Origin of the sequence: Halanaerobium sp. ST460_2HS_T2 (assembly GCF_003337665.1) — a bacterium.
Taxonomy (GTDB): domain Bacteria; phylum Bacillota; class Halanaerobiia; order Halanaerobiales; family Halanaerobiaceae; genus Halanaerobium; species Halanaerobium kushneri.
The window spans coordinates 283,783-297,573 of record NZ_QPJF01000001.1; the positions used below are offsets into that span (position 1 = coordinate 283,783).

At 35.8% G+C, this 13,791-nt stretch carries 11 protein-coding genes; all 11 read right to left on the reverse strand.

Features of this window, described 5'->3' with window-relative positions; all coding sequences use genetic code 11:
- Positions 1-40: 40 nt before the first annotated feature.
- The gene (gene nagE, locus DFR80_RS01305) at positions 41-1,456 is read right to left on the reverse strand and encodes an N-acetylglucosamine-specific PTS transporter subunit IIBC (RefSeq protein ID WP_114489000.1); all 1,416 of its coding nucleotides are present in this window, start codon (positions 1,454-1,456) and stop codon (positions 41-43) included.
- Positions 1,457-1,748: 292 nt separating this feature from the next.
- Positions 1,749-2,606, reverse strand: a complete 858-nt coding sequence (locus DFR80_RS01310; RefSeq protein WP_076544956.1) for a PRD domain-containing protein — start codon at positions 2,604-2,606, stop codon at positions 1,749-1,751.
- A 259-nt stretch (positions 2,607-2,865) separates the two neighbouring features.
- Entirely contained in the window at positions 2,866-4,158 is a 1,293-nt protein-coding gene (locus DFR80_RS01315) for a GMC family oxidoreductase N-terminal domain-containing protein (RefSeq protein WP_076544957.1), read from the reverse strand.
- A gap of 254 nt (positions 4,159-4,412) precedes the next feature.
- The gene (locus tag DFR80_RS01325) at positions 4,413-5,684 is read right to left on the reverse strand and encodes a DNA alkylation repair protein (protein ID WP_158537666.1); all 1,272 of its coding nucleotides are present in this window, start codon (positions 5,682-5,684) and stop codon (positions 4,413-4,415) included.
- Between the two features lie 70 nt (positions 5,685-5,754).
- Positions 5,755-6,171, reverse strand: coding sequence for a secondary thiamine-phosphate synthase enzyme YjbQ (locus tag DFR80_RS01330; protein ID WP_076544959.1), 417 nt, complete (start codon positions 6,169-6,171; stop codon positions 5,755-5,757).
- A 77-nt stretch (positions 6,172-6,248) separates the two neighbouring features.
- Complete coding sequence (locus DFR80_RS01335; protein ID WP_114489002.1) at positions 6,249-7,004, reverse strand: sulfite exporter TauE/SafE family protein; 756 nt, start codon at positions 7,002-7,004, stop codon at positions 6,249-6,251.
- 29 nt (positions 7,005-7,033) lie between these two features.
- On the reverse strand, positions 7,034-8,284 hold the full coding sequence (locus DFR80_RS01340) for a GntP family permease (protein WP_076544962.1): 1,251 nt from the start codon (positions 8,282-8,284) through the stop codon (positions 7,034-7,036).
- Positions 8,285-8,286: 2 nt separating this feature from the next.
- A complete protein-coding gene (locus DFR80_RS01345; RefSeq protein ID WP_233493652.1) occupies positions 8,287-9,615 on the reverse strand; it encodes a cation:proton antiporter in 1,329 nt (442 codons plus the stop codon).
- A gap of 203 nt (positions 9,616-9,818) precedes the next feature.
- A complete protein-coding gene (locus DFR80_RS01350; protein ID WP_114489003.1) occupies positions 9,819-11,333 on the reverse strand; it encodes a hypothetical protein in 1,515 nt (504 codons plus the stop codon).
- Between the two features lie 89 nt (positions 11,334-11,422).
- Positions 11,423-12,358, reverse strand: a complete 936-nt coding sequence (gene arcC / locus DFR80_RS01355) for a carbamate kinase (RefSeq protein ID WP_114489004.1) — start codon at positions 12,356-12,358, stop codon at positions 11,423-11,425.
- Positions 12,355-13,791 (reverse strand): DUF1116 domain-containing protein, encoded by a 1,437-nt coding sequence (locus DFR80_RS01360; RefSeq protein WP_114489005.1) that lies wholly within the window; start codon positions 13,789-13,791, stop codon positions 12,355-12,357. Before DFR80_RS01360 ends, arcC begins: the two co-directional genes overlap by 4 nt.

A 13,791-nucleotide genomic window follows, 5' to 3' on the forward strand; every position in this document is an offset into this window, starting at 1 on the left:
CCTCTCCTTATCAGATTATATTAATTATAATTTTAAAGTTCTATTTCAATTCTTTCTTTATTTCTTCAGCGATTAATTCTGCTTTGGTTCCTACAACAACCTGGGCGTTATTTTTATTAGCTTTCAAAATACCAGAAGCCCCTAGCTGCTTTAATTTAGCTTCGTCCAATTTGCCGGAATCTTTAACTTCGAGTCTTAACCTTGTAATACAGGCGTCAACACTTTTTAAATTTTCAGCACCACCTAAGGCTTCAATATAGCGAACGGCCTTAGTACTGCTGCTCTGAGCTGTACTATCTTTTTGCTGTGTCTCGGGCATTACACTCATATCATTCCCGCTGACTTCACCTTCAGCCCTTCCTGGAGTTGGAATATCAAATTTCTGAATAGCGAAACGGAATAATGAATAATAAACTACAAAAAATGCTATTCCAATTGGAATGATTAAAAATGGTTTTGTAGCCAGTCCATAGTTTAGAAAGTAGTCAATTGCACCGGCTGAAAATCCAAAACCGTGCTGAATTCCTAAAACATAGGTTACAACCATTGACAATCCTGTTAAAAGAGCATGAATAACATATAATACCGGAGCTAAAAACATAAATGAAAATTCAATTGGTTCTGTAATTCCTGTTAAAAATGCTGTTAATCCAACACTTAAGAAAATACCACTTACAGCCTTTTTGTTTTCAGGTTTAGCTGAATGATACATTGCCAGAGCAGCTGCAGGTAGTCCAAACATCATCATCGGAAAAAATCCGGACATGAAAAAGCCGGCTGATGGATCTCCCGCAAAAAATCTTGATAGATCTCCAGTAACAACTTCTCCTGCTGCAGTAGTAAACTCACCAAAAACAAACCAGATAAAACTGTTTAATACATGATGCAGACCAACAGGTATTAATAATCTATTTAAAACTCCATATACAAAAACTCCAATTGGACCAGCATTAATAATCCATTCGCCAGTAAGCTGAATAACATTCTGAATTGGAGGCCAGATATAACCAAATAATCCTGCCAGCAGAACACTTGCAGCACCAGTTATAATTGGAACAAAACGCTTACCACCAAAAAAGCCTAAAAAATCAGGTAATTCAATATTATGATAGCGATTATATAAATAACCAGCCAGTAAACCACCAATAATTCCGGCCAGAACTCCCATATTAATATCCGAATTAATTGCCTGAGTTCCATTAGTGATTACAAAATAACTTACTGCACCTGCAAGTCCAGCAGCCCCAGAACTATCGTAGGCAATCCCCACAGCAACACCAATTCCAAATAGCAATGCCAGATTATCAAAAATTGCAGAACCAGCCGCCATTACAAAGGGAATATCAAAAACATCTCCCGCACCAAGTCTGAGCAGTAGTGCTGCTGCAGGCAGTACAGCTATCGGCAACATCAGAGATTTACCTATTTTCTGTAAGTTAGAAAAAATCTTTTTCATTTTTAAAACCCTCCTGTTTTTTGTTAAACTAATTGTTAAATAAGACTATTACAGAGAATATTTTAGAGAATTTCCTCTCCATTGATCTATATAATAATTACAGTTAAAACTGCAATTTTATTTTTCGAAATTCTAAAAGCAATAGAAAAGCCGAAGAGAATCTACTACTCCCCCTGTAAATAAGGAATAATAATTTCTCTTCGGCTCTTGCCTGATTGAACAGTAACATGCCTCAGTGAATATTTAATTTAAATTAACATATTTTAGTCAAATCTTTTAAATACAAATTTATTTAATTAAATTCTCTATTTAATCTGTGTAAATGCAGAGCAAGATAACCCTTCTCATCTTCAGGCACCTGATAATCGAACCTGGATTCAATAATCTCTGCCAGTTTATTTGCCAGCTGATAGCTTTCTTTAAAATCTTTTTTGATATTTTCTAAAAGTGGATTAGTGTTATTTTCTCTGCTCTCAATTCTCTCCAGAGCAAATCGCAGATGATTGACCAGTCTGGCATAATTTAAACTGTCATATTCAAGTTTTTCGCCCAACTCCTCTTCCACTTTTGCCACCAGCTGCTTAATTATTGAAGTGTTTTTAACTGTTTTTGAAACTTCACTGTTATTAATCGCTCCATGAATGTGAAAGGCAATAAAACCAATCTCACCTTCTGGAATTGAAATCTCAAAATGTCTCTCTAAAATTTTTACAGCCCTTCGAGCAAGCTGAAACTCCTTTTTATATAAAGTTCTAGTTTCCATTAAAAATGGATTTATAATCTCCAGACCCTCTTTAATCCTTTTTAGAGTAAACGCAACATGATCAGTAAGTCCAATCCGGATATATTGATTTATATCGTCATCAAGCTCTTCGTTGACCATTGTAATAATCTCTTCTGTAGCTTGAATAATCTGACTGTCTACCTCTTCCAGTAATTGAAAATAGTTGCTGCGTTTGTCACCAGCAAGTGGAACAAATTCCTGTTTGATCTGATAATCATTTTTTGTAAAAAGATCACCTTTGCTGGTCGAAAAACCAATACCACTAGCAATCAGAATCAATTCCTGCTTTTCATCACCTTTTTCAGCTAGAATCACATTGTTATTAAATATCTTTTTGACTTTATACTTTTCTTTAACAGCTGACATCTGATTCCTCCTGGAAGTAAAAGCTAAATTCTTCAGCAACAAAAAGAAAAATCTAGAAAAAAATATAAAGTCCTTCCCTTAAATAAAAGCAAATGGTTAAGAAACTTATATTCCCCTCTAGATTATGCCTGATTTAACAGTAACACTCTCTTTACTTTAATTGAGTTTTTTTAATTGTAACACTATTTTTCTCGTTTTTCAAGCATTTTTGAATAAAATTTTTCAGCTGCTGTACCTTATCAAATGATCTCCTTCAACTTTAAGCAGCCTCTTTAGCCAGTTTTTTTGCCAGTGCCACAATTGTTAAAATTGGCGGCATACCTGGTGAAGTTGGAAAAACACTTGCATCACAAATAAATAAATTATTAACTTCTGTCTCTAATTTAGTATCTATAACGCTTCCTATTGCTGCAGTACCTCCTGGATGAGCTCCCTGAGGATTAGTAACTAAAATACTATTCTCATCTGCTCCTGCTTTTATCAAAATTTCTTCTGCTTTTTTTATTCCCTGTTCCAATTTGATTTTATCATCGCCCGTCACTTTCTTTGATACAGATCCATCCTGATTAACAATTCCTCCAGGTGTATCAGAAATTTTAACCATAATACCAATTAAATTCTTTTCTTTTAACCTCATTCCCTTTAAACCCGCTTCAATAAATCTTATCATCTTCTGTCTGTTAATAAAGGTTGACAATATAAATCCTTTTTCTTGATGAAACTCAAGATCGACAAACTCCATAGGTGGTTCAGAAATCTGATTCAGTCCATCTGTTATTCCATATACATTAACAAAAGTATCTATAAAAAGATTTTTACCAATAGCGTCATTTTCCAACTTAGAATTTTGCAGTATAACTGGTGTACCTAGACCACCTGCTGCCAGAATAATATTATCCGCCTCATATTCAAATTTTTCTTTAACGGCTATTCCTCGAACTCCATAAGCTCTTTTCTGATTGATAAGAACTTCTTCGACATTACTATCATATTTAATTACCGCTCCCTGTTTGAGAGCTTTATCCAGATATTCTTTTGCAGTCCACTTAGCTCCCTGTTTACAGCCATAAATACAGAGGCCGCATTTAATACACTTATTTTGATCAATAGCTTTTGGCATTGCTTCAATCTCATATCCCAGACTTAATGCTGCTTCATAAATTGCTCTAGATCCTGAAGCCTGAATTTTTTCAGTCGAAAGTTTTACCTTGAGTTCATTTTCAGCCTCTTCAAATTCTTGACTGAGATTAATCCCCATTTTCTCAAATTCTTTTTCATAACTTCTGACTATATTCCCGGTAGCAACGAAGGTTGTACCACCACCCATAAAAGTTCTGTAAATAATTACTCCTTCATTTGATTTTTTTGGAGTTCTGGTATATCTATTACAATCATAAAAATTTAAAATATCACGAAAAGTACCAACTCTTGTTATATCTGCGCCTCTTTCTAAAACAAGCACTCTTTTTCCTCTTTTGCTTAACTCCCAGGCCAGGGTAGATCCACCAGCACCCGAACCAACAATAATGAAATCAAATTTAGAATCTTTCATTTTCTTTAAGTTACCAGAATATTAAGAATGTTTTATTTGGAGAAAATTATATATTTTAAACAGTAACTTACCCCTCCCTTCTTAAAGTTTTCCTTAATTTAATTATACCATAAGTAAAATAAATATTACCAGTTTTAAACTTAAAATACCCGACTCAATTTGCTCTTCCCAGCTGGAATAAAGAGAGGAGTGCCAAAAACGGGATCAGGAATTATATGATAATTTAAATCAAAAGGCGATTCACTAATTAAGGGTTATTTATTTCTTTTTACTACCTTAAGAGCTTCTCTTTCTGCAAGTGTTGAAAGCTGGTGTGTATTTGCAAATTTAACTATAGCAATTGGTTCTATTTTAGAATATTCTCTTAAAGCCCAACCAATCGCTTTTTGGATAAAAAATTCATCTATCTCTTTCAGCTCTTCAATTACATCAAATAGAAGCTGAGCATCTGTTTCTTCTTTATAGCCAAGCTGAAACAATAAGGCCGTTCGCTGCAGCCAGATATTTTCGCTTTTTACCCATTCAGATATTTTTTCATCTTTTTTTGGAGGAAATAGTTTAAAATATTCGCCAACAAGCTTTTTGGCAATATGATCTACAGTATCCCACCAGGATTTATTGAGAATCATGTATTCAAAAAGATTTATTATATCCTCAGTATAATCTTTTTGGTATTTTAAAATTAACTCCTGAGCAAAGTATTGAAACTCTCTTCCCGGCAGCTGCCAGAGTTTTTTGATAACAGGCTCCAGCTTTTGATATCCCGGCTTATTTTCTCTACGCATATATTTCCTCAAAGTTTTTCTTCTTTCAGCAGCCTGCAGACCATAAAAGGGGAATTGATCCCGCATATAGCTGGCCATCCCTTCTGCTTTTTCAGGATTAGCTTCCTGAGTCAAACTCAGTCTGATATCAGCTAGATAGTTAAACATCCCTTCCTCATCTATCTGCTCCCAGCTATCTAATTGTTCAGCTAAATCAAAATTACCATCAATTAAATATACTCTTTCTGACTCAGCAGGTATTTCAAGTTCCTCAAGGTAGTTTTCTAACTCTTCTTTACTATGACTGTATAAATTAGACTCTCTCAGCTCTGCTTGAGAAAGTTCATCTCTCTGCTGCTGTCTATTTTTTAACTCTGCCAGGTTACTTTTCAAATAGTATACTCTTAATTCTGCTGCCTGATCAGAAGCAATTTGACCATAATTCTTTCTAATCTGATATTTGTCTGCATTTGTATCTGCAATTACAGAATAACCTTTATTCAAATAATAATTTATCAGTTCATCAAAAATTTCAAAAGTCCAGTTATAATTCTCAGACTGATCAAGTCTGTAGTCCAGAGAAATTTTATCTGCTGCAAGATAAATGCTCTCTTTTCTAGTTCTTTGATATAATTTTTCTGCCAGAGTCGATTTACCACTGCCAGGAAGACCAAAGAAAATAAATAATGTCTTCTTTTCTGCTTTTTCCTCTGGCAGCTCTATATCTTTTATAATATCTTTTTTTATTTTTTCTTTATTCATTATAATCATTCCGTTCTATTTTTTGGAGGTTAAAATTACAGTACCTATCTCTCCTTTAAAACAGCGCAATTTATTCCCCAATTATTTTAACTAAAACTCTTTTCTCTCGCCGTCCGTCAAATTCTCCGTAAAAAATCTGCTCCCAGGGACCAAAATCAAGTTTACCCTCTGTCACTGCCACAACAACTTCTCGCCCCATAATCTGCCTCTTTAAATGAGCATCAGCGTTTTCTTCAAAGCCATTATGAGCATACTGCGAAATTGGCTCATGCGGTGCCAGTTCTTCCAGCCACTCCTTATAATCCTGATGGAGTCCACTTTCATCATCATTAATAAATACACTGGCCGTGATATGCATTGCATTAACCAGACACAATCCTTCCTGAATCCCGCTCTCTTTTAGAATCTCCTGAACCTGTCGAGTGATATTTATCAGCTCAACTCTATCATCAGTGTTAAAATAAAGATACTTGCGAATTGATTTCATTTTTCTCACTCCCCATTTTTATTCTCAAAAAATATTAAAACTTTTATTATCTAACAAAATTTAACTGCTAAAAAACACTAAAAACTTCTGTAAAATAAATATCCTGCCATCAAAAACACTGTAATCGTTAAAATTAATTTGACCAGTTTTTCTCCTTTTTCCACTGCCAGTGTACTGGCTAACCAGCTACCTGTCCCATTACCTAAAGCCAACAAAATAGCTATTATCCAGTCTACTTTGCTATTAAAAATAAAAATACTGAGAGAAGTAAAAATATACATAGCAACAACAAACACTTTAAGGCTGTTAATTTTGACTAAAGAAAAATTGGTTAGGAGTGAGAGGGCAGCAATAATAATTATTCCCACTCCGGCCTGCATAAAACCTCCATAAATTCCAATTAAAAAAAATACCAGGGCGGAAATAAGCTTTCTTTTCCTGCTAAAAATTATCTCACTACTTTTCATCTTTTTAGCTGGATTCCAGAGTATTAAAATTAACATAAAAAACATTATTACCGCTAACAGCTGATTAAATAGCTGCTCAGAAATAGAGACAGCTATCTGAGCCCCAATTAAAGAACCAATTACTGCGGGAAGTGCAAGGAGCAAACCAAATTGATAATCAAAATATCCCTTAACTTTAAAATTAGTGACTGCTGTAAGATTCTCAACCAGGAGGGCCAATCGATTTGTCCCATTAGCCACAGCAGCCGGGAGGCCCAAAAAAATTAATAAGGGTAGTGTAATTAGAGAACCCCCACCGGCCATCGTATTAATAAAACCAGCTGAGATTCCCGCTAATAAAATCACTATACTCTTAATTAATGACAATTTAGCTCCCCCTTCTGAGATGATTCCTGCTAAAAACTAACTATATATAAAAAAGCCACTGCAAAAGAAATTAAAGGTGCTAAAACGGTCACCATAAAATAATCAAAATACGTGTCTCTAAATTTGAGTCCGGTATATGCCAGCATAGCCAGATAAGCACTGTTGTGAGGTAAAGTATCCAGACCTGTTGAGGCAATTATTATAATTCTGTGTAACTTCTCTGGATCCACCATCGTTACAATATTTTCGCCAACTGTGCTGAGAGTTAAAAGCATTCCACCAGAGGCGCTGCCTAAAAGACCTGCAGCAATATTAGTTATAATTCCCGTCAGTAAATAGGGGTTCAATGGTAAATTAAGCAGAGTCTGTAAAAAATCTTTAAAAACAGGCAGAGATGAAATAACCTGACCAAATCCCATCGCAGATGCAGCAAACATCAATGGCAAGATTGCATTTGAGATACTGTCATTTAAAATTTCTAAAAGATCAATTTTTTTGATGTTTTTTATTATCGAAAGCACAACCCCCAATAATAATGCAACTACTGGTGGTTTGGAAAGTGCCGCCAGAAAAATAAATACTACTAAAAGCGGCAGCATTGCTGTTAAAAAATTGACAAGTTTGTTTAAATCAGGTTTTTTTAAAATCCTGTCATTCAGTTTACTGCTCTCAGATAACATCGATCTACTTCTATATCTTAAATATGCAATTGCAGCTGCAGAACCAGCTGAAATTCCAGCCAGACCCAAACCAAAACCTGCCAGAGCAGATGTGTTTAAATAATCCATCATAATTAAATTATGAACCTGAGGACTTCCCGGCAAAGATAGACCCACAATAACATTTCCACCTGCAATCGAAGCAATTATCAATGATTTGGGTAATCCCGCTTCTTCAAAAACCTTTCTGGCAATCGGATAAATAGTAAAGATCAGCACAAATGCCGAAATACCCCCGATCGATAAAAGTACACTGGCAAAAAAGATACCAACTGCAGCATAGCGATGTGACAGGACATCCAGCACAAATTCTCCGATTGCTGTTGCATCGTCAGATTCTTCCATAATCTTTCCCAGCAGAGCACTCAACAGAAATATAAAAAGGTAATCCTGAACAAAAGAAGCAAAACCCGGTAAATACTGATTATTTAAGATTTCTAAGATATTTAAATTATTTAAGAATAAAATTACTGCTGATGATATTGGAGCAGCAACTACTATACTTACTTTTAAGATTATTAAAGTTATTAAAATTATAAAACCTACTGTAATACTTAGCAAGATTATTCTCCCTCCAGAAAGCTCCAACCCATTTTAGTTTTCATTTCATCAGATTTAATTAATGCATATTCTGTTGCCAGCGAACCAAAAATTTCAGTGAAAATGGAGGTAAATAAAATAACATTTAAGATTAACATTGAAATATTGGCAACATTACCTGGTATATGGATAAAATCTTTCTGAATTATAAAGGCTAAATCAATTGTGATCCCAATCTGAGGGATCAAACCAAACCCTATATAGTCTTCTACATGCCTGGGGGCTGACGAGAGCTTTGCACCCAGATGAGCTCCTCCAACTTTTCCAATTACTCTCATAAAAGTATAAGCAAAGGCAATTAGCAAAAAGCTCTTATTAAATAAATTACTAATATCAATTTTGGTTCCAGCCAGAATAAAGAAAGTTGCCAGCAGCGGCACAGTTAGTATATCAATCTTATCAGAAACATTTAACCTTCTTTTGGGGATATTCCTATAAACAAAGCCTACCGTTAAATTAGCAAACAGGGGTGAAATACGCAAGAAAACAGCAGCGGCCGTGGTACCAATTATCGTTGCCAGAATTAATAAAATTTTTCTGTTTTCTGAATCACAATTAACCATCAAATGCTGAGAAATATAACCTAGTATCAAACCGAGCAAGATTGCCGCTACAACTCTAACAAAAGGTTCAATTAGAATATTAGTTATTGTTAGTTCTATTTCTGGAGAAGCCAGGATATAGGACAGAGGTTCCATAAAAGAAAAAATCAATAAAGCAAGAAATTCATCCAGTGCAAGTACAACCATTAAAGTTGCGGAAAACTCTCCCGGTATTCCATATTCTTTTAAAACCATTACTGTGGCCGCTGGAGCTGTTGCAGTAGCAATCGTCCCAAACAGAATAGCCACAAAAAGATCTTTACCTAATAAAAGCATTATTCCTGATACTAAAACAAAAGCACCTATGGATTCGAAAATAACTATCAAAGTTAATTCAAACTCCAGCTGTTTTAATATTTTTATGTAAAGAGAGGTTCCAATTCCAAATGAGATAAACGAAACTGCTAAAACTGTAATAAAATTTAGTGTGTTTAGCAGATAGTTATGCCAGGCCAAAAATTCCTTAGATATAAAGCTTAGATTACCAACTACACTCTGACTAAAAAGTGTCCCTAAAAGAATATACCCAACTACACTGGGAATTCTAAACTTATCTGTTATTGTCTTAACTATAAAAGCTGCTAAAAATAAAAGCCCGATTAAATAAATCAATTTATGGCTTTTGTGATTAAGCAGCATCCACTGCTGTAAATTATTCAAGCTGCCCAGTACATCATAATTGTTAATCATTATCGCCCCCAATTCTAAGAATATTTATTTATAAATTTAAAATTAATTACATTATTGATTATAGCATAAAAACTCCACTTCTGAACACCCCTATTTTTATATTTAACTATAAATTGAATATTTTAGCTAAAATTGAAAGAGGATCTGCCTTTAAAGACAAATCCTCGTTTTTGCAAAGTGTATTATTTAATTATTTTTTCGAACTAATTTTTACTGCTTCTATTATTATATGAAATTAGCATTAAAATAACTGCCATAATAATATATGCTAATGCTTCCTGCCCAGCAACTGCAAACCCGAGATTAGAAGAATGAATCACACCAAAAAATGACAATACAGCAGCAATGAAAGCATAAATAGCAGACTTTTTAAAGTCATTTTCAATTATAAATGTTACAATAGCTCCTAAGATCATTCCAGTAATTATAGCACCTGATCCAAGTGATTTCATTCCCTGATAGACGATATTATTAGCAGCAAGTGCCTGATACCCCAGTTCTGAAGCCGAAGTTCCAGCAGCACTCAAGGTATTATCAACTAAGGTATTGGCCCAATTTGCAAGCCAGGGTATTATTGCAACTACAATAGCAGGGGCGTGCTTTGGCGGAGTAGTCTGAAAAGCCTGAGAACCAATGACTAGTCCAATATATAATAGAATTGGAATTAAAGCTACTAACGGAATAATGTCGAGCAGAAGTGGAATTACTCCAAGAATACAGACCATAAAAATAGCCACACCCGAAGCTATGGAATATCCAATTCTTGCTCCCACCTTCTTCCAGCCAGGATGACCGATATAAACAGCCGTTGGAAATACACTGCCAAAAATAGAGCCAATAATACTACCCATTCCATCTACAAGCATTGCTTCGCGAGTGTTATAATCATCACCAGCCGCACTTGCACTTTCAACATTACTCATTGTTTCAAAAAAATTGTAAATACCCAGGGGAATGGCAGTAGCTAAATAGGGAGCTATCTGGCTAAAACCTTTAAATAAATCTTTAACCCAGGGAAACGGAAAAGAAAATTGAAATTGACTCACTGTTTGTTGAAGAGCAGAAAAACTCATAAAACCTGTCAACCAGGCAATTAAAGTTGATACGACTATTGCTACCAGACCAGCAGGAATATTATAGGGATACTTTTTATTTCCAAACCAACCGATCAGAATAATAATTAGAGATACAAAACCGATATAAGGTGTTTCCCAAATCTGCATTGAAGGCCGCATAGCAATCAGAGCAATTGAAACCCCGGCCAGAGTACCCAGAATTGCAGAACGCGGAGTTATTTTTCTCAAATACGGTCCAATAAATGCTCCTGCAAGTTCAACCAGCCCTTCAATAAATACCCAGGCCATTCCGGCCTGCCAGGCAAGAGTAGCGTTATCAGTCTGCCAATAAATAGGTCCAATCACCAGAAAAACTACAATAAACATATGGGGAACACTCACTCCATAAGCTAAAGCAGTTACATCATCTCTCTTCTCTTTATTTGCCAGCCTTTTAGCTGCGAAAGCATAATAAAGATTTCCAATTAAATGGGCAAGTCCAACTGCAGGTATTATTCTACCATAAACAATATTTTCTGGCATATTTACTGCACCGACTAACAGACCGGCCAGAACCAGTACATTTGTCAGTATATTTGTAAATAGGCCAAAAAAACCATTCCAGTCGCCTTTGACCCAGAGCTTTCCATAAGACTTTTCCATTCTGATCCCCCTAAATTTACTATAATAGCCAAAACAAAACATTACTATTATGCCAGTTGATTCTTTTATCGACAGAATATATTTTTTATTTATTCAGCATAAACTATAGTACCACTATTACCCAGGAGTGCTGCTTCCGCTTTTTCTAAAGAAGCAATTATAGACTTTCTACCTGCTTTAGACTGAACAAATTTTACAGCTGATTTAACTTTTGGCAGCATACTTCCAGCAGGAAACTGATCCTGATTAATATAATTATAAGCTTCTTCAACTGACATTTCTGTTAACTCTTTTTCGGAAGCTTTTCCAAAATTAATGCAAACTCGATCAACTGCAGTTAAAATAAAGAGAAAATCGGCATCAATTATCTCTGCCATTTTCTCACTGGCCAGGTCTTTATCTATTACGGCTTCTACACCTTTTAGATGACCTTCTCTTTGAATAACAGGTATCCCACCACCACCAACTGTAATTACAAGGTGATCATTATTTAATAATGAAATTACTGATTTCTTTTCAATAATATCTAAAGGTTTGGGAGAAGGTACTACTCTTCTATATCCTCGACCAGAATCTTCGATCATCTGGTAACCTTTTTCTGCTTTTAATTTTTCTGCCTGTTCCTTGCTATAAAAGGCTCCAATAGGTTTGGTAGGATTTTGAAATGATCTGTCATTTTCGTCCACCAGAACCTGAGTAACAATGGTTGCTACTTCTTTACTAATCTTTCTCTTTCTTAATTCCGACCCAATAGCGCTTTGCAAATGATAACCTATATATCCCTGGCTCATCGCACCACTTTCGGGAAGCGGCATTGCTTCCACTCTTTCGTCATTTTTAGCAGCAACCTCCATTCCCAGATTAATCATACCAATCTGAGGTCCATTGCCATGTGCAACAACTACTTCATGTCCCTGTTCAATTAGATCTACAACCGAGCTGGCTGATTTTTTTACTATCTGAAGCTGCTCCTGAGGACTACTGCCCAGTGCATTCCCCCCCAGGGCCAGCATTATTCTGCTCATTCGATTTCACTCCCTGCGATTTTTTGACTTAGAGCAACAATTGCTTTTTCAAAACATTCAACAGGTGGATTTACAATTCCAGCTCCAACCTGACCTACTCCAGCAACCTTATGGGCCATACCTGTATTGATAATCGGCAGTCTGCCACTTTCTATTACCTTCATCACATCAATTCCAATCGCTGAACCCCTAAAGTTAAGGTTTGGAATTGAAAAATTATTATTTTCACCTTCAGTTATCTCATACATCTCTTTACTGTAATTAATCGCATCATCAACTGTACCACCAACAAACTGCACAATTGCCGGTGCTCCACCCATTACAAATCCACCAAGTCCCATGGTTTCAGTTATGGTGCTGTCACCTATATCGGGGCTTGCATCTTCTTCAGTGTAACCGGGAAAAAGTAATCCCTTGACCATCTGAGCCGGACCTGTAAACCACTGGTTTGGTTCCAAACTGCTGATCCTTAAGCCAAATTCTACTCCATTCCGGGCCATAGTAGTAACCAGGGTTGAATTTTCCACACCGTGGGCTGCATCCAGAGCAACCTTACAGGTAGGCATTGACAGATTCAAAAAATAATGGTCATTTTCTTTAATGAATTTTAAGGATTCTTCCAGAACAGAATTTTCTAAATCTGCCTCTAAAAAATAGGAAGTAATTTCTCTAAAGAAAAGACTAGTAGATGCCTTATTCCGATTATGGCATTCATCCCCCATATGCAGAGCCTGAGAAATTATAGTCTTTAAATCAACTCCCTGATCTGTTAAAGCAAGAGCTTTCTTTAAAGCTGGGGCATAGGTCTCTTCGATAAACTTTAATCTTTCAATAACTTCTTCACTAAAAGCTCCATACCTTAAGACTTTACCCAAACCCTCATTAACTGTACAGTAGGCCTTGTTTCCATACTTGGAATTTTCGATTATATGAACTGGCATCGAGGCTGACATTACTCCAGCCATCGGTCCAACTGCACTGTGTTCATGACAGGGAGCAAATTCTATTTCACCAGAAGCTGCCAGTTTTCTTGCTGATTCCTCATCTTCTGCCAGTCCTTCGTAAATTAGAGCACCAATTACCGCTCCTTCCATCGGTCCACACATTTCCTCCCATTCTATAGGGGGGCCTGCATGTAGAATTAAATTCTTTTTCATTCCAGGAACCACATCAATTGCCTGGTCTATATCAACCAGTCTGGCCTGAGATGTCTTTAGAATTTCTACTACCTTTTGATTGGCCTCAGAAATTTCTGTCTGATGTTCACTTAAGCTGTCCAGAGCTTCGATCAACTCTGTTTTTCCTCCTGCGGGTGGCTGCCAATCTAAATCAACTACTTCAACCTCCTGAGCCATCAGATCCTCTTTGAAATTTGGGTTACCAATATTTATTACTTTTAATTCTTCTGCAAATAATTCATTTATTTTAGACAT

Bases quoted from the DNA above. Each gene is read 5' to 3' on its own strand.
- nagE (WP_114489000.1), bottom strand. From the start codon at position 1,456: ATGAAAAAGATTTTTTCTAACTTACAGAAAATAGGTAAATCTCTGATG.
- DFR80_RS01310 (WP_076544956.1), bottom strand. From the start codon at position 2,606: ATGTCAGCTGTTAAAGAAAAGTATAAAGTCAAAAAGATATTTAATAAC.
- DFR80_RS01315 (WP_076544957.1), bottom strand. From the start codon at position 4,158: ATGAAAGATTCTAAATTTGATTTCATTATTGTTGGTTCGGGTGCTGGT.
- DFR80_RS01325 (WP_158537666.1), bottom strand. From the start codon at position 5,684: ATGAATAAAGAAAAAATAAAAAAAGATATTATAAAAGATATAGAGCTG.
- DFR80_RS01330 (WP_076544959.1), bottom strand. From the start codon at position 6,171: ATGAAATCAATTCGCAAGTATCTTTATTTTAACACTGATGATAGAGTT.
- DFR80_RS01345 (WP_233493652.1), bottom strand. From the start codon at position 9,615: ATGATTAACAATTATGATGTACTGGGCAGCTTGAATAATTTACAGCAG.
- DFR80_RS01350 (WP_114489003.1), bottom strand. From the start codon at position 11,333: ATGGAAAAGTCTTATGGAAAGCTCTGGGTCAAAGGCGACTGGAATGGT.
- arcC (WP_114489004.1), bottom strand. From the start codon at position 12,358: ATGAGCAGAATAATGCTGGCCCTGGGGGGGAATGCACTGGGCAGTAGT.
- DFR80_RS01360 (WP_114489005.1), bottom strand. From the start codon at position 13,791: ATGTCTAAAATAAATGAATTATTTGCAGAAGAATTAAAAGTAATAAAT.